General features: G+C 68.1%; 15 protein-coding genes. 2 read left to right on the forward strand and 13 right to left on the reverse strand.

Translation table 11 applies throughout. The features are described from left to right. Positions 1-47 precede the first annotated feature (47 nt). From agaR to NM961_RS21635, 8 genes are all read right to left on the reverse strand, one after another. Entirely contained in the window at positions 48-1,076 is a 1,029-nt protein-coding gene (gene agaR, locus NM961_RS21600; RefSeq protein WP_255916506.1) for a transcriptional repressor AgaR, read from the reverse strand. Further along, on the reverse strand, positions 1,045-2,532 hold the full coding sequence (locus tag NM961_RS21605; protein WP_255916507.1) for a hypothetical protein: 1,488 nt from the start codon (positions 2,530-2,532) through the stop codon (positions 1,045-1,047). The genes agaR and NM961_RS21605 overlap by 32 nt, the downstream gene beginning before the upstream one ends. 75 nt (positions 2,533-2,607) lie before the next feature. Then, complete coding sequence (locus NM961_RS21610) at positions 2,608-4,107, reverse strand: hypothetical protein (RefSeq protein ID WP_255916508.1); 1,500 nt, start codon at positions 4,105-4,107, stop codon at positions 2,608-2,610. 29 nt (positions 4,108-4,136) lie between these two features. Then, positions 4,137-5,672 carry a B12-binding domain-containing radical SAM protein gene (locus NM961_RS21615; RefSeq protein ID WP_255916509.1) on the reverse strand — a complete coding sequence of 512 codons (1,536 nt, stop codon included), beginning with the start codon at positions 5,670-5,672 and terminating at the stop codon, positions 4,137-4,139. A gap of 127 nt (positions 5,673-5,799) precedes the next feature. Further along, a complete protein-coding gene (locus tag NM961_RS21620) occupies positions 5,800-7,230 on the reverse strand; it encodes a lytic polysaccharide monooxygenase auxiliary activity family 9 protein (RefSeq protein WP_255916510.1) in 1,431 nt (476 codons plus the stop codon). 361 nt (positions 7,231-7,591) lie between these two features. Then, on the reverse strand, positions 7,592-8,146 hold the full coding sequence (locus NM961_RS21625; protein ID WP_255916546.1) for a lytic polysaccharide monooxygenase auxiliary activity family 9 protein: 555 nt from the start codon (positions 8,144-8,146) through the stop codon (positions 7,592-7,594). After that, positions 8,095-8,280 carry a lytic polysaccharide monooxygenase gene (locus NM961_RS24230; RefSeq protein WP_255916547.1) on the reverse strand — a complete coding sequence of 62 codons (186 nt, stop codon included), beginning with the start codon at positions 8,278-8,280 and terminating at the stop codon, positions 8,095-8,097. The genes NM961_RS21625 and NM961_RS24230 overlap by 52 nt, the downstream gene beginning before the upstream one ends. A gap of 561 nt (positions 8,281-8,841) precedes the next feature. Next, on the reverse strand, positions 8,842-10,236 hold the full coding sequence (locus NM961_RS21635) for a trypsin-like serine peptidase (protein WP_255916511.1): 1,395 nt from the start codon (positions 10,234-10,236) through the stop codon (positions 8,842-8,844). Positions 10,237-10,958: 722 nt separating this feature from the next. On the opposite strand from NM961_RS21635, the gene NM961_RS21640 reads away from it, so the two are divergent. Continuing rightward, positions 10,959-11,234 carry a PsiF family protein gene (locus NM961_RS21640; RefSeq protein WP_439334236.1) on the forward strand — a complete coding sequence of 92 codons (276 nt, stop codon included), beginning with the start codon at positions 10,959-10,961 and terminating at the stop codon, positions 11,232-11,234. 101 nt (positions 11,235-11,335) lie between these two features. On the opposite strand, the gene NM961_RS21645 is transcribed toward NM961_RS21640, so the two are convergent. The 5 genes from NM961_RS21645 to bla all read right to left on the reverse strand — a co-directional run bounded on the left by NM961_RS21645 (position 11,336) and on the right by bla (position 18,989). Further along, positions 11,336-12,913, reverse strand: a complete 1,578-nt coding sequence (locus NM961_RS21645; protein ID WP_255916513.1) for an amidohydrolase family protein — start codon at positions 12,911-12,913, stop codon at positions 11,336-11,338. A 151-nt stretch (positions 12,914-13,064) separates the two neighbouring features. Then, complete coding sequence (locus NM961_RS21650) at positions 13,065-14,075, reverse strand: OmpA family protein (protein ID WP_255916514.1); 1,011 nt, start codon at positions 14,073-14,075, stop codon at positions 13,065-13,067. Positions 14,076-14,100: 25 nt separating this feature from the next. Further along, positions 14,101-15,660 (reverse strand): NHL repeat-containing protein, encoded by a 1,560-nt coding sequence (locus NM961_RS21655; RefSeq protein WP_255916515.1) that lies wholly within the window; start codon positions 15,658-15,660, stop codon positions 14,101-14,103. Between the two features lie 235 nt (positions 15,661-15,895). Continuing rightward, on the reverse strand, positions 15,896-17,794 hold the full coding sequence (locus tag NM961_RS21660) for a choice-of-anchor X domain-containing protein (protein WP_255916516.1): 1,899 nt from the start codon (positions 17,792-17,794) through the stop codon (positions 15,896-15,898). 286 nt (positions 17,795-18,080) lie between these two features. Continuing rightward, positions 18,081-18,989 carry a subclass B3 metallo-beta-lactamase gene (gene bla / locus NM961_RS21665; protein ID WP_255916517.1) on the reverse strand — a complete coding sequence of 303 codons (909 nt, stop codon included), beginning with the start codon at positions 18,987-18,989 and terminating at the stop codon, positions 18,081-18,083. A 293-nt stretch (positions 18,990-19,282) separates the two neighbouring features. Between bla and NM961_RS21670 the strand changes: the two genes are divergently transcribed. Then, positions 19,283-20,221, forward strand: coding sequence for an AraC family transcriptional regulator (locus NM961_RS21670; RefSeq protein WP_255916518.1), 939 nt, complete (start codon positions 19,283-19,285; stop codon positions 20,219-20,221). Positions 20,222-20,335 lie beyond the last annotated feature (114 nt).

Consider the following 20,335-nt stretch of genomic DNA (forward strand, 5'->3'; position numbering starts at 1 on the left):
GCGCAGCGCCGCTGCGGCCGTTGTGCATCGGCGCGTCGCGCTGCGCTTCAGTCCACGAGGATAACCCGCGTCCCCAGCTGGGCGATGCGCTCGGCATAATCGGCCGGAATGCCGCGGTCGGTGACCAGCACGTCGATATCCTTGATGTCGCAGATGGCGTGGAAGCCGCGGCGGCGGAACTTGCTGGAATCAGTAACCACGACGATCTGCTCGGAAGCGCGGCACATCAGCCGATTGAGCGAGGCCTCGGCCTCGAAATGCGTGGTCAGGCCCAGCTTCAGATCGAAGCCGTCCACGCCCAGTATCACTTTGTCGAAATGCAGATGGCGCAGGCTGGCCTCGGCCGTTGCGCCATAGAATGACAGCGATTTCTTGCGCAGCAGCCCGCCGGCCACCATCACCTCGACCTGCTCGGCCGTGGCCAGGCGGTTGGCGATATTCAGCCCGTTGGTCATCACCACCAGGTCCTGGTGATCGTGCAGCGCGATGGCCACCTCCTCGGTCGTCGTCCCCGAATCCACGATAATGCGCTCGCCGTTGCCGATCAGCTTCGCGGTTGCCTCGCCCAGCTTGCGCTTGAGTGCCGCATGCTCGCCGTGCTTCTCGCGCAAGGTCAGCTCCCGCGCAATGCGGTTCTTCACCAGCGCCGCGCCGCGCGAACGCACCAGCAGGCCCTTCTCGTCGAGAAAGGTGAGATCCAGCCGTATCGTCACCTCCGACACGCCGAAATGCCGCGCCAGATCGCGCACCGACGCCCTGCCGCGGGTATTCACCCATTCGACGATGGCCTGCTGGCGTTCGACGGCGCCGAGCTGGGCGGTGGCGGAGTCGGGGTCTGGCGTGATGGCGTCGATGATGGCCTGGCTCCGGATTGCGGCTCGAGGCCTGATTATGCCGCTACTGGCGTGGAGCCGGGCGGTGGAGGCAAGTCTTTGTAGTGGGCGGACGGCATCCGCGTGTTGTCGCGGGTAATGTTCGGAGTCCGGCGTCCGGCACCTGTCGCCGCAGTCGATTCCGTGATCGGCCTTAACCCGGCTGCTGCAGCTACCAATACGTGATCCAGCAGTCGGGCACACTGTCGCGGGCGACCTGCTCCACTTGCCGGCTGATATGTGTGTCCGCGCTGTAGAAAATGGCGTAGTGTTCGCCGCTGCCGCCGCCCCAGACGTGCTCGTAGATCCAGCCGTCCGTACCTGCCAGATGGCGCATTGCGTCGGATTCGGCGCTTCTCGATGTTTCCGTCATGCGTTGCAGCAGCATTTCCGGATCCAGCTTGCCGCTGGCCGCGGCTACCGTGACATTGTCGTCGCTGCTGAGATGGCCCCACAGCTCCAGGAATGCCTCGCGATCGCTGCCGCGGTAGATGACAAGCAGGCTGTCACGGTTGTAGTAAGGCATGCGGCAGCAGGCAACCGCGGGAATCCGCGCGCTGGCCTTGCGCCACCAATGTCCGGTACCGATATTGAGCTGTGCGAGCAGCCATGGCGCTGTGCCGTCGCAGTCGGCCGCGACGAGTGCAGCGGTGCCGTAGGGCTGGTCTTCCTGGAAACACAGGCCGTGCACCGGATACGGAGGATGACCGAGGCGGCGGAATGCGCTGACCAGGCAACGGGTGGCGACGGCTTTCAGACCGGGCTCGAATTCAGCGACAATTTCTGCTTCGTCGCTGGTCCAGACCAGGACCGTCTGTGTGCCAATGGAGGCTTGGCCCATGGCCCAGCGGAAGCGCTGCGCCAGCGCCTGCCATTCCAGCGCTGCCTGCTGGCTAAGCGGTGGAAAAGGCACCGCGTGCGCAGTTGCGTTGAGGCGCAGCTCGCCAGCGATACCGTCCCTGAACGGCCCGTGGAATCGGTGACGCTCGTGGACGAGATGGCATAGCTCGAAATAGCCGGGTACGTGCCGATGCATGCCTTGGCTGAAATACACAGCACCACCACGCCGCTGCATCCAGCGATCCAGCAACTGCCGGCTGGCGGGGGTGTCGCGCAGCAGATAGATCGCGCGCAAGCCCTGGTTTGCGGTGATGATCGTTGCGTCGGCACGTACAGCGGCAACCGGCGGCGGGTGCGGCAGCATCAGCGGAGGCAGGGCGGAGCACCGCCGCAGATAGCCCTGCAGCAGATGCAGCAGTTCGTCTGTGTCGATCGGGCCCGCGAGCCGGTACAGAAGCGCCGGCGAAGCATGCAGGCGCTCGTCGATCTGCTGGTGCCGGGCCGCGGCATCCAGCATTTGCAATCCTCTGGTCAGAAAGTGGTAGCAGCGAGCCAGCGCCCGGCGCTGCGTGGTTGCGCCGATCGCCAGCAAGGCTGCGTCCATGCGCGCCACATCCTCCGCCTGCAGCTGTGCCAGCCGGGCAGTGCGTTCGAGCGGGTTGCCGCATTGAACGGCCGCATCGATAACCGCCATCAGCTCGCAGAGATCGACAGCATGCCGTTGCGCAGCCGTCCACTGGCTGCGCGGCAGTCGCCGCAGCGGCGAGTCTGGCGCTTCGGTCAGCGTGGCCAGCTGCAGGTAAACCGCATCGAGCTCCATGTCTCACCTGGTGTCTGAATCCGGCGGTTAGGCGGCCAAGCCGCGGTTGTGCACCCCTCTGTCCGCTTCCCGGATTCACCACCAGCCTGACAAATACCACCTCGACTGCGCCGCCGCGAACGCCGTGACGCGCCGGGTGATTGCCGTGTCCTGGGCATGGAACATAGCGTGATGTTCGCCCAGCCCGCCACCGTGTACATGCGAGTAGGCCCAGCCATGGCGTTCGGACAGGAAATTGGCGGTGTGGAAGGCGCTGCCGTGGCGCGCGGCATTGAAGGACTGCAGTATGCGCAGGGGATCGTCGCGGCCGCAGACGGTGGCTTCGACGATGCCGCGGTCGTAGTCCAGATCATTCCACAGCGCGAGATAGGCATCGCGATCGGTAGTGCGGTAGGCGACGCGCAGGGCGTTGCCACAGTTGTTCGGCAGTACAGCACAGGACTGCAGGCGGTGTGTCCAGCGGCGCCAGACCTGCGTTGTGCAGCTGGAAATATTCACCACCAGCCAGGGCAGCCAAGGCTCGCCTTCCGCCGCGACCAGGGCTGCTTCGCCGTAGCCGTGGGACTCGCCGAATTGCACGCCGCCGGCCAGCTGCGGCAGCGAATCCAGCTGCCGGTAGCGGCTGATCAGCGCAAGCGTGCGTGCATGGCGGCGCAGGTTGCGGTCCCAGGCATCGGCCAGCACGGCATCGCTGCCCAGCCAGGCCAGCGGTGATTCCTGCATGGTGTTGGGCCAGGAAAACACGGCCCAGGCGAAATCCTCGGCCAGTGCGGCCAGCACTGCATCCACTGGGGGACCGTAGAGATCACGCCGGCTGGGCATGCGCGCCGTGCGGCCCGGCTTGAGCTGGCCGAGCACAGCGCCTTCCGGCATGCCGTGGAACCACCTGCTGTTGCCGCGCGCCTCGCGGAGCGTCGTGGCAGGCCGACGCGAACCGCCGGTGTAGAAGGCGGCGGGATGTTCTCGCAGCCAGTCATCCAGCAAGGCTTCGGCATCATTCTGGCGAAAAACGAAAAGGTACTTGTCGCCGCTGCCCTCGCGCAGGAAGGTGCGTGTCGATGCCGGTGCTGTTGCGTGCGATTGCGCGGCTTGCTTGGCGCCGGGACGTGGCCAGTCAGGCACCTGGGCCTGATGGGCATCGAGATAGGCGACCAGCTGTGCCTGTAGCCGTTCTCCCCCGGCGCCATCGCCGAAAGCCAGGCGCGACAGCGCCCGGATATGCCGCTCGCACCGTTCCGCAACCGTGAGTACCCGCGTCTCCAGGGGCGCGCCTTCAAGGCCCTGCAACAAGGCGCGCCACACGGTGCGCAGGCGCCGGCGTTCGCGCGGCAGTTCCAGCGCGAGCAGCGCAGCATCGAAGCGCGCGCATTGATCCTGCGACAGGCCGGCGACACGCTCGGCCACGGGGAGGTCGTCGTCTTCGAGATAGAGCTCCTGCAGCAGGCCGATCAGCTCCAGCAGCGCGAGCACATGCTGCTCCGCCGGATTGAGCTGCTCCCGCGGCAGGCGGCGCAGGCGCGCGTCGGGCGCCTCGGTCAATCGGACCAGATTGCGGCAGATCGAATCTTGGTTCATGCACTCATTCCTTGTGCGTTGCGATGGACCTAGGGCGTACGCAAATGCCTCGCCTGCCGCGCTGGCGTAGCCCCCGCGTCGCGCCGGTTGCGCGGCGCGGGCAGCGGTGCGTCGGCGGCTTCGAAGGGCAGGCGGCTGCGGCCGCCGGCGCCGTGGTAGTCGGCGGCGAGGTCGGCGCCGGTTTCGTCCGCATCCAGCCCGCGTTCGGCGGTGAGGAAGTCGTACAGCGCCTGCACCAGGCGTTCCTGTGCCAGGGCGTGGGTCTGGCCGGTGCGGGCGTAGAGCCAGTCGCTGAAGGCGAGGAAGTGGGCGAAGGGCTGCTGCGCCAGCAGGCGCGGCAAGGTGCGCGGATAGCGGCCGGAATTGGCGACCAGGTCCCAGTAGCGCGCGAAGCGGGACAGGCGCTGCATGGTGGCGAAATCGATGACCTGGGTTGCGAGGATGTTGTACGGCGGATCGGGATTGAAGCGCAGGCCGAATTCCTGCGTATGCCGCGCGATGGGCGCGCCGCGCAGGCGTTTGAGGATGCCGAACTGGATCTCGTGCGGCGCCAGTTCCACCAGGCGGTCGAAGCCGCGGGCGAAGGTTTCCACGTCTTCGCCGGGCAGGCCGGCGATCAGATCCACGTGCAGATGAGCGTGGCAGTGCTCGCGCAGCCAGCGCAGGTTGGCCGCGGCGCGGGCGTTGTCCTGGCGCCGCGAGATGCGCGTCTGCACCTCCGGGTCGAAGGTCTGTATGCCGATCTCGAATTGCAGCGTGCCGGCCGGGAAACGCTGGATGGCGCTTTTCAGGCGCTCGGGCAGGTGGTCGGGGATCAGCTCGAAATGCACGAACACCGGATCGTCCGGCGCGGCTTCCAGCTTGGCCAGGAAGAAATCCAGGATTGCCAGCGAGGTGTCCACCTTGAGATTGAAGGTGCGGTCGACGAACTTGAACTGGCGCGCGCCGCGGGCGTAGAGCGTTTCCAGTTCGTCCAGGAAGGGTTGCAGCGGAAACGGCCAGGCGGTCTTGTCCAGCGCCGACAGGCAGAACTCGCATTTGAACGGGCAGCCGCGCGAGGCTTCGACGTAGAGATAACGCCGGCTCACGTCCTCGTCGGTGTATTCGGCATAGGGCAGGGCCAGCGTGGGCAGCGGCGGCTGCACGCCGGCGATGATGCGCGGCTGCGGCCGCTCGCCGGCCAGCAGCGGCGGCAGCAGCGCGGCAAAGCTGACTTCGCCCCAGCCGGTGATGACGTAGTCGGCCAGCGCGGCGATGCGCTGGCCTTCGGTTTCGTAGCTGACCTCGGGGCCGCCCAGCACGATGACCAGCTCCGGCCGCAGGGTCTTGAGCTGCGCGACCAGGCGCGTGCTTTCCTCGATGTTCCAGATATACACGCCCAGGCCGAGCACCTGCGGCGATTCGGCCAGGATCTTCTCGGCGATGTCCTCGATCTTCTGGCCGATGATGAATTCGCGGATCACGCTGCGTTCGCGCAGTTCGCCGAGGTTGGCGCGCAGGCAGCGCAGGCCCAGCGAGGCATGCGCGTAGCGCGCGTTGAGGGTGGCAAGAACGATGTCGGTCATGGCGCAAGTATGCGCGAAGCGGCGCGCCAGGTCCGCCGCGGGCCGCGACCGGGGCGGACGGCGCCGCGGAAATCCGGCCGCGAGGCCTGGATGTTTCGCGGCGCCGCCCGCGTTTCGGCGGCTCAGTTCAGAGGCGTGTCCATGCGTCCTGCCACACCACGCCGGTACCCGGTCCGTAGTGCGCCGCGCTGTTGACGTTGCACCAGCCGCCTTCGGGGAAGGGCTTGCAGCGGTAGCGGTTGCCGTCGCTGCCCAGTACCACGGTCTGGCCGGGCACATAGCTGCCTATGCCGGCGGGATAGACGTAGTCGTAGCCGCCGCCGCCGGCCGGCTGGTGCGTGATCGACACGGTCTTGCTCGCGCTGTTGACGCCGTCGCTGGCGGTGACGCGCACGACCACCGTCTGCGCCTGCGCCGGCGCTGTCAGGTTCAGCGTGGTTTGCACGCCGGTGGCGGCGCTCAGGCTCGCGCCGCTGCCCGAGGTCACCGCCCACTGGTAGGTCAGCACCGCGCCCTCGGGATCGCTGGAGCCGGCGGCCGAGAGGTTCACGCTGCCGGCGCCGCTGACGCTGCTGGCGGAAGCGTTGAGTACTACCACCGGCGGCAGGTTGGTGTCAGGGGTGCGGAATTCGACCTGATGGCTGAGGTTGTCGCTGCTGCGGGTATAGACGTGGTTGGCCGTCGCGCTCTGCTGCGGCGTGATTGCACCATTGGCCAGCACGCCGATGCGGGCGAAGGCCGACTGCGCGTTCACTGTCTGGGCGAAATAGAACGGCCACTGGCCGGTGCCGCCCTGGTTGGCGGCGACGGTATGGCTGACGGTTTCCACATCGTTGCCGGCGGCGTTGAACAGGCGCAGGCGGATTTCGGTGCCGGCGGGCAGGGCGGCCTGCGCGGCGAGCACGCCTTCGTCGGTCCAGCCGGGGTTGGTACCGTTGCCAAGGTTGACGTCGATGCAGGTATAGAACGCCTCGGTGCTGTCGGAGCGCTGCCATACGTTGTAGATCACGCGCCGGCCGCTGCCCTGCGGCAGCGGGCAGCGCAGGTAGTAGTTGCCGTTGTTCAGCGGCACGTTGCCCAGGCGGCAGAACTCGGTCAGGTCGGACCAGCGCAGCGGCTGGGTCGGCGACCAGCCTTCGCGGCTGATGTAGAAGATCCAGTCCTTGGTCGCGTGCGGCGCCTTGCCGCGGAATACGAATTCGTAGGTGCCGTCGGCAGCGGGGCTGATGGAGGTCGCCTGCCAGTCGCTGCGCGGCAGGTCCAGCCCGCTGAACATGGCATTGTTGCCGCTGCACAGCTTGCCGTCGGGCACCACAGCCTGGTGATTGCTGTTGGCATTGGCCTGGTTGATGCTCATCCAGTCGTAGAACGGCGAAGTGCCGTTGGCGTTCTTGAGCGCGACACAGGCCGGGTCGGTGGTGGTCTCCGGGCCGCTGAGGAAGCAGGTGTAGATGCGGCTCGGCGGCGTGGTCATGGTGCCGTGGGCGTGCACGGCGGCGGGCAGCAGCAGGGCCGCGGCGCAGGCGGCCAGCGGCGGCAGCGAGTACAGGAATTTCATGGCAGATCCCTCCCAGGGAAAAGGTCGTATGCACCGCGCCGCCGGCCCGGTGCGAGCGTGCCGGCGGTCGGTGCGGCGGACCTGTCCCGGAGGCGCGCCGGAATGCGTCCTTGTGTCCAGCTTCCCGGCCGCGACGGCGGCCGTTGCAATTGCCCGGCGCGGCGGCGGGGCGTTTCGGGAGCTGTGTTCTACGCGGACGTGTTGCGGCGTTTCCCAGGTGGATGGACAGGTATGGCTTGCGCATGCAAGGCATGCAGTAAGGCAGCTGTGGCCGGGGCCGCAGACTGCGGTGACGCTTCGTTTGTAGCGGCCTGGCGGTCGTGCCGCCGGCCTTGCTCGTGGTGATGTGGCGCGGCGCCGCTCAGGGCGCCTGGAAGCCGTCGTCGAAGATAGCATCGACGGTGGAGTTTCCGAAATGAACATCCATACAGGTGTAGAAAGCCTCCGGGCTGTCGGCGCGCTGCCATACCTGGTAGATCACGCGCTTGCCGCTGGCGGCCGGCAGCGGGCAGCGCAGGCGGTAGTTGCCGTCCTGCAGCGGCACATTGCCCAGGCGGCAGAATTCCTCCAGGTCGGCCCAGCGCAGCGGCTGTGCCGGCGACCATTCGGCGCGGCTGATGTAGAAGATCCAGTCTCGCGTCGCATGCGGCGCCGTGCCGCGGAAGATGAACTCGAAGCTGCCGTCGGCGCCGGCCTGTATCGGTGTGGCCTGCCAGTCGGTACGCGGCAGGTCCAGTCCGGCAAACGTCGGATTGTTGCCGCTGCACAGCGTGCCATCGGGTACCACGGCCTGGTGATTGCCGTCGGCATTGGCCTGGTTGATGCTCATCCAGTCGTAGAACGGCGCTGTGCCGCTGACATTCTTCAGCGCGATGCAGGCCGGATCGGTCGGTTCTCGGCACCGTTGAGATAACAGGTGTAGATGCGGCTGGGCGGCGTGGTCATGCTGCCGTGGGCCTGCAGCGCCGCGGGCGCCAGCAACGCCGGCGCCGTGGCGAACAGCGGCAGGCAGCGCATACGGCGGAATACGGAAAGGCGAAAAATAGGCACGCAAAATTCTCCGGAACAAAGCACGCACGCAAGCGCCGGCCGGCGCGGGGGCCGCCAGGCTGCGTAGTCCAGTGCGCTGTCCGGAGGTGGATAGACAGCGGCGTAGCGGGGTGCGCAAGGCGCACCGGAGGAATTCCGGCGCGATGCGGCAACGCCGGTGATGCTGTGTTTTTGTGTGGCGCGGATTATCGCTGCTGCAACGCCCGCGGCTGTGCGCCAGTTATTGCTTTCTCAGTACGGTAGGGAATAAGCAGCGGCGGAATGCACAGTTGAGCCACCGATTCCGGATCCCCGCTGCCAGGCCCGCCCGGAAAGCCCTCTCGCCCAGGCTTGCTTGGGGGAGAGGGGGGGGTGAGGGGGCGACGCTTCCGCACACCTCGAAGCCCAGGTTTCCGCCGGTCCGGTGTTTGTTGAAAAGTTTCGCGAAAATTCAGGAGGCGAGGCGCGTTGGGCATTGCCCCTCGTCCCGGCCCTCTCCCCCGGCGGAGCCGGGAGAGAGGGAGCAATTCCGCGTCGGCTATGCGGCAATTGCGTTTCCCGGGTCCTTGCCCCGATCGGGACTCAGGGACTCAGATACCCCGAAATACTCGAATACACATCCGCGAAACGCGAGTAGTAATCCGGATCCGTCGGCGCCGAGCAGTAGGAAAGGCCGCCGTACAGGCCGCCGCGCAGCTGGTAGCTGCCGTTGCTGACGGTGAACAGGCCCGAGCCCGAGGAGCCGCCTTCGGTCACGCCGGTGTTCCAGCGCACGCGGTAGAACGGGCCCTTTCCGTCGATATTGCCTGACAGCAGGGTCACCGTGCCCAGCGAGTATTTCTTCACGTCGCCGGCGGGATGGTGTATGCCTTCGATGGCGGTATTGGTCGCGCTGATCGCCGCGCTGTTCCACCCGGCGTAGACGGCGCCGGCGGGCGGCGTGGTCTTGAGTTCGAGCAAGGCGGTGTCGCGGGCATTGTTGTTGTGGCGCAGGTAGGCGCCGCCGGTCAGCGTGCGCGCGGCGGAGCTGACAGTGGAGCCGCCGCAGGTAGTCACCTCGTAGAACCAGTAGGTCTGCAGCGTGCTGGCGACCGACTGCGTGCTGATGCAGTGGTTGGCGGTCCAGAACAGGTGCTTGCGCGGCGAGTTGCTGTTGTTGAGCAGGGTGCCGGTGCACAGGTAGGAACTGCCGCCCTTGGTGAACACCATGCGCGCGACGGCGTTGGCGGTGCTGCGGAAATTCGTCGGAGGGCTGGTGCGGCAGACGATGTCGCGTTCGCAGTAGTCGCTGTCGCCGACGGCGCGGCCCACGGCCTGGTCGCTGGCGGCGGGGTTCACGTCGAAGTGCGACAGCTGCGGGACGCGCAGGCTGTAGGCGGCCGGATTCGCACCGGCGGCGAGCACCATTTCCACTTCCAGCACATCGCCCTGCACGATGGGCGACCAGTTCGCCTCGGCGGTGGTGAGATCCTTGCCGGCGGTCTCGAAGGTCTGGCCGTCCTTGCCGCGGAAGCGCAGGGTCAGGGCCGACAGGTCGCCCTTGTCGCCGCGGCTGTGCAGCACGTCGATTTCCAGCGCGGCGCGCAGGGCGACCGCGGTGCTGGACTCGACCGCGAAGCGGGCGCCGCGGGCGCCGCCGGGCAGGGTTTCCCAGGCCAGGGCGGACAGGTCCAGGCTGCCGGCGCCGGTGTCGCGGCTGTAGGCGACTTCCAGCGGCTGGCCGTGCTTGTCCTGTACGCGGCGGCGCTCGGCCAGCAGGCCGAGTTCGGCCGGGTCCGGCGCCGTCAGGCGCGCGGCGACCAGCGCTGCGCCCTGGGTTTCAAACTTCGCGCCGCCGGTGCTGGCCGGATCGGCCGCCACGGCGATGGTTTCGGAATTCATCTCGGCGGCGCGCGCGCCGGCCTGGGCGAACGCGGCCGGAGCCGACAGCGACAGCAGCGCGGCCACGGCCACGGCGAGACGGTGATTGCGGATCATTGTTGAACTTCCTCCCGGTTGATGGAACGGACCCCCCGATCCGTACCCGCGGCGGCAGCCGCGGGCCGCGTCACTCTACGGAGCGCGCGTCTCAATTCACGTCGCAATGCAGCAGGAGTTGCCAAATGCGCGGCTGCCGCGGATGCCACAACGAAAACATGTGGAACAGTGGGGTCGGCAAACGGTGATGCAGTGCGCGGCGTGGCGCGGCCGGCCGCCCTCCGCACGGCGGCGTAGCAGCGCGACAGGAAAACGGCTCACCGGATTATTGGCGCGAGGTCGGAAAGTCTTTTTCCCGGCAGTTGACAGTCGCCGGTACGGATGCGAAACCGCGCGCCCCGCGGCGATGCTGTTTCGCCGCGGCCCGGGCGCGTTGCTTGACTGTGCTCACCTTGGACAGGGCCGCCTGCGCCGGTTGTGGCTGCGCCGCCTGCGCCAAGTGCCAGGGCCGGTTGCGAAGCGGTCCGGTCCGCAGCGCCGTCCAGCCGCTTCAGCCGCTACGCCCGCCGGTCTGGGCTGCGCCGTATGGCGCTTGCGGCCGCTGCCCGCAGGGCTGCTCCCGCCGCTCAGGCTGAACCGCCGTTCCATGCTCTGCAAACTTCCGCATAGCGCGAAGCGGGCCGCGCACCAGGGCGTAGACTGCGCGACGCCGGCAATCCGCCGGCGTACTGCGGACTTCCGCCATGTCGTCGATCCGTCATTCGTCCGTCATCGCCGTCGCGCTGGGCGCGGCGTTCGTCTTCGCCGGGGCCTGCCAGGCTGCCGAGCCGGCCAAGGCGCTGACGCCGCAGCAGCAGCGCATGGCCGACTGCAACAAGCAGGCGGCCGGCAAGTCCGGCGACGAGCGCAAGAGCTTCATGTCCACCTGCCTCAAGGGCGAGAACGCCGCGCCGGCCACGCAGCAGGAGAAGATGAAATCCTGCAACGCCGACGCGAGCAAGAAATCGCTCAAGGGCGACGAGCGCAAGGCCTTCATGAGCAGCTGCCTCAGGGCCTAATCGCCCGCGGCGCAGGAACGGCGGCTGCATGCCGGTCCTTTCCGCCAATGGCCTGTATCACGCCGCCGGCGTCAGCCGGCGGCCGATGCCGCTGCGGCGTCTTATTCGCCCGGCTGCTTGTACTGGGTGATGCCGCGCTTGCTCTTCTCCGCCGCGACCATGGCGCGCACCTCGGCCAGCAGCTTCTTCGCATCGAACACGATGCCGTCCTTGATGGTGTAGTCCACGCCGCCGACGCGGGCCGGCTTGCCGTCGGCGCCCAGGCGGATATGCCCGCTGCCGTAGAGCACCTTCAGATTGGCCAGCGGGTTTTCCTTGATGACGGCAATGTCGGCCAGCTTGCCCGGCTCCAGCGAGCCGATGCGGTCGTCCGCGCCCAGGGCCTGGGCACCGTTCAAGGTGGCCGCGCGCAGGACTTCCAGTGGGTGGAAGCCGGCTTCGCGCAGCAGCTCCAGTTCCTCGATGGTGCCGAAGCCGTAGATCTTGTAGATGTAGCCCGAATCGCTGCCGACGGTGACGCGGCCGCCGCGGTTCTTGTAGTCGTTGACGAAGGCCATCCAGCGCCGGTAGTTGTCGCGCCAGGCGACTTCATCCTCGGTGCCCCAGTCGAAGAAGAAGCTGCCGTGGTTGTCGTGGTTGGGCGTGAAGAATTCCCACAGCGTCGGCCAGGTATAGGCGTCATGCCATTCGGCGCGGCGGGCGCGCATCAGGTCGCGGCTGGCCTGGTAGATGGTGAAGGTCGGGTCCAGGGTGAAATCCAGCTGCAACAGCTCCTTGATTACCGCCTCGTATTTTTCGCTGCCTTTCTCGGAAGCCTGTGCCCACAGCCGGCCGGCCTGGCCGAAGCGGTGCGCCTCGTTGCTGTAGTTGTAGTCAGCCGGATAGTCCTGCACGGTCTGGCCGTCGAACAGCGCCTCGGGCAGGCCGTACCAGTGTTCCATCGAGGTCAGGCCCCAGCGCGCCGTGGTCAGCACGTTGACGCGGGCGACATCGAGTTGCGCGTGGTGACAGGCGCTGCGCATGCCCTGTTTCTTCAGTTCCTCGAACGCGGCCTGCAACACTTCCGGACGGTAGCCGAAGCATTTCATGCCGACCGCGCCCTTCTTCTTCATCTCGCGCACCCATTCGCGCGCTTCCTCCGGCGTGGTCATGGGCGCGCTGCGGCCCATGCCGAAATAGGCGTAGGGGAAGATGCGCGGCGCGGTGATCGCATTGGCCTCGCTGCGGCGGGTTTCCTTGGCGCACCAGTCGATGCCGTTGCCGCAGGCCGGGTCGCGGATGGTGGTGATGCCGTGGCCCATCCATAACTTGTATACGTAGTCGGCGCTGACGCCCTGCTCGTCGCCGCCGATATGGCCGTGCATGTCGACGATGCCGGGCATGACGTAGTAGCCGGCCAGGTCCATCTCGCGGCCGCCGGGCTTGAGCTTGGGCCGGTCTTCCGGCTTGATCGACTGGATATCCGCGCCGACCATGCGGATCTCGCGGATGCGGTTGCCTTCGATCACCACGTCGGCCGGGCCGTAGGCCGGGCTGCCGGTGCCGTTGATGACGTTGACGCCGCGCAGGATCAGCTGCGTATACGGCCCGTCGCCTTCGTGGCGGTCGGCGCCGGGCGCGATGGCCGCGGCGGCGGGCAGGGCGAGCAGGCACAGGGCGGCAAGCAGCAGACGCTTCATCGGAACTCCGCGGGCAGAACAGGCTGGTTCCCGATCAGGCGCCAGCGCGGGGGCGGGGCGCCTGTGCCGGATGTCACAGGTGGCGGTTCGCCGGTTGTGCGCGCAGTCGCAGTCCGCTGGCATCCCGCCCCGGCGTCGACGAGGCCGCGGCTCAGCGCTGCCGTGCCAGCTCCACGCGCCGGTTCTTCTGTCGTCCGGCCTCGTCCTCGTTGGATGCCAGCGGCTCGGCGGCACCGGCACCGCGGGCGAGCAGGCGGGCGCTGTCCACGGCGTAGTCGCGCACCAGCGCCTGGACCACGGCGGCGGCGCGGCGGCGGGACAGGTCGAGGTTGTAGGCTGCGTCGCCCTGGGCGTCGGTGTGGCCGGCGACGGTGAGCTGCAGGGCCGGGTCGTCGCGCAGCAGCCGCGCCACTTCATCCAGCGTGGGGCGAGATTCCGGTCGTATCGTGGCGCGGTCGAAATCGAACTGGATGCCGTAGAGATCGACCTTGCCGGTGTTCTGGATGTCGCGGCGCATGACATCGGCGCCGATGAAGCGGATGCGGTCCTGCTGCAGCGGCTTGCTCTCGATCACGCGCACGATGGCGAGGTTGCCGCGGTCCTTGTCCTCGGCGATGGCAATGCTGGCATGCACCACGCCGTCGGCGCCGTCGGCGCCGTCGCGCCGCGCCAGCAGGTAGCGGGCGTTGAGATCGAAATAGTTGCGGATGAAGTCGCCGTCCAGGCGCGGCAGTTCGGGCGCGGCGTCCAGCGCGAGAGCGAAATCGTAGGGCGCCGTGTTCGCATTGCTGCGGCCGGGAATGTTCACGTAGCAGCTGGCATCGGCGGTGGCGCAGACGAAAATGCTGCGGAAGCCCTTGGCTTCGAGGCTGGCCTGGTAGTTGCGCAGCACTTCCAGGCTGGAGCGGCCCTGCGGCAATTTGTAATAGTACAGATGCACCTTGCCTTCAAGCTTCAGCCAGCCTGGCACCGCGGGTCCGCGCTGGCTGCCGCCTATGGGTTCGTGGATGACTTCGACTTCGTCGTACTCGCTGGCGCTGTAGCCCACCAGTTCCGCTCCTTCGTAGCGGCCGACCAGTGCATGGTCCGAACCGGGCACGGCGGCGTCCGCGGCGGTCGACAGCATCAGCAGCGCCAGCGCGGCGCGGGCGAAAGCGTTCATTCGATTCTCCTGGAAATCAGCGGGGTTAGGGCTGTTCAAAGCCGTTGTCGAAGAGCGGGTCGCGCAACGGTGCCAGCCGCAACGTGGCGTATTGCGCATGGCCGGCGGTGGCGCCGGCATCGGCGAAATGGCGCGTCTCGCCGGTGACGGTGAAGCTTTCCGAGCCGCTGGCCGCAATGCCGCGGAAGGCCGAGTGGCGGCTGCGTTCGCCGCTGTCGCGGTAGGCATATCCGTTCTGCGACTGCATCACGCCGGATTCGCTCATCACCGCGAGCAGGCCGTCGACCTGCAACTCGCCGCCTATGAAAATCGACTCGGTTTTTCGCGAGCCGGCCAGGGCGACCTTGCCGCCGGCGACGGCGATGTCCTGGGCGAAGGCATCGGCGCTGGGGCTGACGCAGAAACTGCCCGACGGTATCTGCGGCCCGCCAAAGTAGTAGCGGCCCAGCCCGCCGGGGCCGAAGCCGGTATCGGCCGCGCCGTCGCCGCGCAGCTTGATGACGCCGGCGGCGTTGCCGCAATGCACGGCGACATCGGCGGCGACATAGATGCGGTCGTCGTTGCCGCTGCCGACATCGGAACCGGGCACCACCGCGAGCGCGCGGCCGTAGTCATGCAATGTGCTGCCGGCGAGATTGAACCCCACGGTCTGCAATCCGTCTCCGGCGAAACTGCCGCTGGGCAGGCCGCTGGCGCTGAGCTGCATCACCGCGATATCCCATTGCGTGCCGTTGAAAAAGGAGCCGGCCGCATAGATGCGCGGAATGCCGTTGCCCGGACGGCTGCCGATGCGCAGGCCGTTGATCTCGCAGCCCGCTTGGCAATTGCCGCCGCCGGGATCCGGATACACCAGGCCGGTGGCGGCGGTCAGTGCGCTGTCGCCGCCGACGCTGTAGCGGCGGAAGGCGGGACGCCGCGTAGTGCCTTCGATGCGTGTGCCGCCGTAGACCAGCGAGACAGGGCTACTGACGGCGCCTGCGTCGTCGGCGTATACCGCGATGCCGCCGGCGATGGCGCGGCGGGTTTCCGGATCATCGTCCTCGTCAATGATCTGGCGCTGGCGCAGGGATCCGTCGGTGCCGAATATCAGCACTTCCACGCTGTGTCCGGCGAAGCGCGGCTCGAAGGGCGGCTGGCTGCTGAAGCGGTATCTCCAGCCGTGGGCGAGCACAAACAGGCGCTCGCCGTAGCGCACCAGGTCGCGCACATCCTCGGTCGCGCCGAAGGGCACGGGATAGATCACGTACTGATTGCCGTAGTGGCCGAATTCGCCCGGCGCCAGCCAGGTCTCGCGCTGGCCGGCGCTGCTGTAGCGCACCAGTCCCAGCGCCGGCCTGCCCTCGGCGCCCGGCACGATGCCGGCGACGACGGTGCCGCCGCCGGAGAGGCGTGCGATGCGCCGCGCCGCGTAGTCCTGCGTCTCGCTGCCGGCAAAGGCATCCAGAAACCACCGGCCCTGGTTGAAGCCGCTGTCGATCACATAGGGCTGGGCCGCGGCGAGACCGGCCCAGGCATACAGCAACCCTCCCGCGACGGAACGCCGCGTCACGGCTGCAGCCAATTTCGGGGCGCCCTGCGAAGTCATGGGCGTACTCCTGCGCTTGCCGGCGGCTGCCGGCAGGCGGGAAACGCCAAGCGGGGCTGCGATGTGTCACGCAGCGCGAGGCGGGAGCGCGACTGCGGTAAGCGGATCGCGCTGAAGGGCGCGGACCGGGACACCGGGTGCGGGCGGCGTCGCTACCGCTTCCGGCGCCGGGGCCAGGCACAAAAAAACGCGCGGACCGGAGTCCGCGCGCCGGGAAAGGCAAACGTGGGCGGGCTCAGCGCGCCGCGTTCGCGTTCATCGTCGCGTTGCGCGACGAATCCAGGTACTGCGCGGGATCGCGCATGCCGCTGGTATGACATTGGCCGGTGGTGTGGCCGCGGTTGACGCCGCCGCTGAGCTGGCCGTTGCTCTGTTCGGTGGTGCCGTCTTCCGGATCGCTGAGCACCAGGTCGGTGGCGATCTGGCAGTAGTCGTTGGTCCACCAGTTCGTGGTGCGGAAGGCGGTGGTGTAATAGTTCACCTTGGCGCGCGACGAGGTCGGTATGCCGGCCAGCCAGGCCGCGGCGCCGTTGTAGCTGAGGTTGTCGTTGGTGCCGCAGCCCACGCCGAACCAGGAGCCCAGGGTGGCCAGGATGCCGGCCAGGTTGGTGCCCTTATACGGCGTGCCCACGGACTGGATCAGGCGCGCGCCGGTGGCGTTGTCCAGGCCGCTCCAGTAGTACGTGTACAGATGCAGCGAGGCCGCGCCGCCCTGGCTGTGGGCGACGGTCCCGAAGGAATTCCAGGTGCTGCCGAAGCTCTGCAGCAGGCGCGCGAACTGGTCATGGCTGCGGTTCTGGTTGGTATCCAGGAAGGTGGACGCGGTGCTGAACTGGCTGGCCGGCCAGACACCGCCGGAGCAGTAGCCGTGCACCAGCAGCAGGCGCTGACCTACGCCGCGGGTCAGGTCCTGCGCGGCCGGACGCGGGCCCATGCGCATGCTCTCGTCGATGCTGACGCGCGCGCCGGCGCGCAGCGGCGCATCGGGCAGCTGCAGGCTGAGGCGGTCGGCGGCCGCCACGGTGACGAAATGGTCGGGGTCTTCGATGCGCAGTTCGCGCAGTTCATACGGCCCGCGCGCGCCAGTCAGCTGCTGCCAGCGCTGGTCGAAGCCCAGCCCCAGCTTGCCGTTGCGCGGCGTGACCATGCCGCTGACCCAGGCCACCGGCAGGGCCTGGCCGCGCGCATCGCGGCCCCAGACCTCGGCATAGGCGCGGTAATGGCGCGGCTCGCTGTCGCGGCTGGCCACGGGGATGTCCAGGCTGTAGCGACCGCGGCCCGCGGCGCTGGCTTCCACCGTGGCGCGGCTGTTGAGGCTCAGATGCGATTCGACCACCGGCAGCACATGTTCGGCCGTGCGCAGCACGCGGCTGCCGGCGCGGCTGTGGCCCTGGGCCACGACCTGGGCGACATAGGTGCCGCTGGTCCGTGCGGCGAAGCCGGCACCGTAGATGCCGTCGCCGGCCAGCGCATCGGCATGCTTGCCGTCGTCGAACATGGGATAGCTCTGCACCGAGCCGTCCGGCGCGGTCACGCGCAACTGCGCCTGGGCAATGCGGCCGGCGTCGCCGAGGGTGGCGACGACGTCGAGCTGCTCGCCGACCAGCTGGCGCCGGTGCGCCGGATAGGACATGAGTTCGGTCGCCTCGTCGCCTTCCAGCAGCACATAGCCGCTGCGGTCGCGGCCGGCATCGCCGTCGATGCGCAGCTGCCAGTCGCCGCTTTCCAGGCCGTCCAGCGCGTACAGGGTGGCCGGCACGCTGGCGCCTTCCAGCGCGAAATCCGTCGCGCGCGCGGCTTCGGCCAGTTCGGCCTGGAGCACGCTGCGGCCCGTGGGGGCGGCCAGCTGCAGCTGCCAGTGAGCGCTGGGGCCGGAGAACAGCAGGAAGCGCACGCTGCCGTTTTCGACGGGGATTGCCTGGGTCCAGGAGGCCTTGTCGGCATCCATCTGCACCGGGAGCAGGGCGCTGTGCGAGAAGACCGCGGCGTCGGCCGGATCCGGCGCGCGCATCTGGGCGAATTCCTCGGCGGGGCCGGACAACTGCTTGGGTATCGGCTCGGAAGCCGCCTGCGCCAGCGGCGCGGCCAACAGCAGGGTCGAAAGAACGGCCAAAGTCAGCGGACTTCTGCTCACGGTTTTCCCTCCCAGGAACTGTGATTTTGTGGATTTTATTGCTTGCGTCGTGCGGTATTGCCCCAGTGCGTGTGGCCTGCAGCGAGCCAGGCCGAACGCGCAAGGTACTGGAACGAACGTTTGATGCACGCCGCGCTGCAACATGGCGACGGTGCCGCGCAGGCCGGGGAGGACGGCCTGCGCGGTGGTGCGGATAGCGCGATGCGGCTGCCGGCGGCGCCGCGATTGCTCGGGTCAGGCCGGGGAATGCGTGCGGCCGTGCCGCACGGCAGCATTTCCGGGCGGCCTATTTTGCGGTCTTTTCCGTGGCCAGACGCTTGTCCAGATTCTGTGCCGCGGCTTCCGCGTAGCGCTTGCAGCTGCCGGGATCGACGAACGGATCCGGCGTTTCGCCGGCGCGGCGCCGGGCCAGTTTCTGCGGCAGATCGGCGAAGCCGGGATGCGCCGGGATCATGATGTCGCAGGGCAGGGCGGCGACGGCGGCGATGCTGGCGCGGAAGCCTTTCACGACAGCGGGATGGTCGGCGTAGCGGTATTCGTCGTCCGAAACCGGGTTCAGGCTGTCGGCATAGACCAGGTCGCGGCAGGTGCCGGCGTTGCAGGAGCGCCAGCTCCAGCTGGTCGCGCCCGGCGTATGGCCGGGCGTGAAGCGGGCGGTGAGCTGCAGCGGGCCCAGGTTGACGGTTTCCTGGTCTCTGACAACATCCACTTTGCTGATTTTGGGAAAAGCATTGGCCTCGGCGCCGAACGCGGCCTGCGGATCGTCCGCCGGCACCGTGCCCGCGCGCAGCGCCTCGGCCGTGCGCGGGCTGGCGATCACGCGCGCGCCGCTGGCCCGGGCCAGCGCGGCCACGCCGCCGATGTGATCGTAGTGGCCGTGCGAAGTGGCGATGATTTTGACGTCTTCCAGGCGGAAACCGAGCTTGACGATATTCGCCGCGATCAGCGGCGCGGTCTCGGCCAGGCCGCCGCCGATCAGGATATGGCCCTGGTCGGACGTGATCAGCACTGACGACAAACCCGCGCTGCCGACGTACCAGGTGTTGCCGAACAGCGGGTAGGGTTCGGCGGGCTGGTTCCATTCGGCACAGGAGCGGCAATTTTTCGGCGGATCAGGCTTGAGTTCCGCGGCGCTGGCGACGGAGGCGGCAAGGCCGGCGCAGAGCGCGGCCAGACAGAAACGAAGCAATGACATGGAGGGACGGGCGCTGGGGAGGGAGGCGGAGTATCCGCAGCGGCGGCGGGCGTGGGGCGGTCCGATTTGTGGCGAAATCCGGGCGTTTCCCGTGCGCGTCTGTGGCTGCCGCTGTTCGCGATGCCGGCGCCCGTTGCCGTGTGGCCGAGGCCGGCGGCGGCCGCTTGCGATGCCGCGCGGCTGGTCCAAAACTGCGCAAGCCTTGCCCGATCCTGCAGCTCTGCGTGTTAGCGGCCCGGCACGGTCATTCCCGCGCGCATAATCGGCAGACCCGGACCAGGCGCAGAACTCCCATGTCCCAGGCGGCCGCCGCTAATTCCATAGCCCCATTCGACAGCCTGGCGCCGCAGCGCGAGCTGGCTGCGCGGATTGCCCGATTCGCCACCGGCGACGGTTTCCACCAGAGCGCGATTGATGCCCTGGGCCTGATCCGCCACGACCATCCCACCGAGCCCTGCGCGGCGGTCTACCAGCCCAGCCTGTGCATCGTCGTACAGGGCAGCAAGCAGGCGCGTCTGGGCGACGAGGTGTTTGTCTACGATCCGCTGCATTACCTGGTGGTCTCGGTCACCCTGCCGGTGATAGGCCAGGTGCGCGAGGCCACGCCGGCCCAGCCGTACCTGTGCCTGCGCATCGCCCTGGATCCGCGCATGATCAGCGAACTGGTGCTGCAGGCGGCGCCCGCCCCGCCGCGCGGCCCGGACCGCGGCCTGTTCCTGGCCCGTACCGAGCCGCCCATGCTGGACGCGCTGCTGCGCCTGCTGCGGCTGCTCGATACGCCGGAGGAAATCGGCGTGCTGGCGCCGCTGGTGCTGCGGGAGATCTGCTACCGCGTGCTGACCGGCGAATGGGGCCACCGCCTGCGTGACCTCGTCGTCACCGACGGCGGCGGCCAGCGCATAGGGCGGGTGATCGAGCTGATCAAGACACGCTTCGCCGATGCACTGAGCATCGAGGAACTGGCCGACAGCGTGCACATGAGCGTTTCCGCCCTGCATCATCGTTTCAAGTCGGTGACAGCCTTGTCGCCGCTGCAATTCCAGAAAAGCCTGCGCCTGCACGAGGCGCGCCGGCTGATGCTCAACGACGGACTCGAAGCCGCGGCCGCGGCGCACCGGGTGGGATACGAAAGCGCCTCGCAGTTCAGCCGGGAATACCGCCGCCTGTTCGGGGCGCCGCCGCGGCGGGAGATTGTGGCGTTGCGGACGCAGGTCAGGGCGGTGGCGGATTGAAGGGATGCTGGGGAGTGTGAGGCGGGATGGGACGTGCTGGGTTTGGGTTGGGAAATGTGGGTGCCCTCAACCTGGACGTCCTCGGCCTGGATGCTCAACCCGGGGATGGGGAAA

The organism is Tahibacter harae (assembly GCF_024437735.1).
GTDB classification, from domain to species: Bacteria; Pseudomonadota; Gammaproteobacteria; order Xanthomonadales; family Rhodanobacteraceae; genus Tahibacter; species Tahibacter harae.

Excerpts from the sequence above, each read along its gene's own strand:
- NM961_RS21605 (WP_255916507.1), bottom strand. The coding sequence starts at position 2,532 with ATGGAGCTCGATGCGGTTTACCTGCAGCTGGCCACGCTGACCGAAGCG.
- NM961_RS21610 (WP_255916508.1), bottom strand. The coding sequence starts at position 4,107 with ATGAACCAAGATTCGATCTGCCGCAATCTGGTCCGATTGACCGAGGCG.
- NM961_RS21615 (WP_255916509.1), bottom strand. The coding sequence starts at position 5,672 with ATGACCGACATCGTTCTTGCCACCCTCAACGCGCGCTACGCGCATGCC.
- NM961_RS21620 (WP_255916510.1), bottom strand. The coding sequence starts at position 7,230 with ATGAAATTCCTGTACTCGCTGCCGCCGCTGGCCGCCTGCGCCGCGGCC.
- NM961_RS21635 (WP_255916511.1), bottom strand. The coding sequence starts at position 10,236 with ATGATCCGCAATCACCGTCTCGCCGTGGCCGTGGCCGCGCTGCTGTCG.
- NM961_RS21645 (WP_255916513.1), bottom strand. The coding sequence starts at position 12,913 with ATGAAGCGTCTGCTGCTTGCCGCCCTGTGCCTGCTCGCCCTGCCCGCC.
- NM961_RS21650 (WP_255916514.1), bottom strand. The coding sequence starts at position 14,075 with ATGAACGCTTTCGCCCGCGCCGCGCTGGCGCTGCTGATGCTGTCGACC.
- NM961_RS21655 (WP_255916515.1), bottom strand. The coding sequence starts at position 15,660 with ATGACTTCGCAGGGCGCCCCGAAATTGGCTGCAGCCGTGACGCGGCGT.
- bla (WP_255916517.1), bottom strand. The coding sequence starts at position 18,989 with ATGTCATTGCTTCGTTTCTGTCTGGCCGCGCTCTGCGCCGGCCTTGCC.
- NM961_RS21670 (WP_255916518.1), top strand. The coding sequence starts at position 19,283 with ATGTCCCAGGCGGCCGCCGCTAATTCCATAGCCCCATTCGACAGCCTG.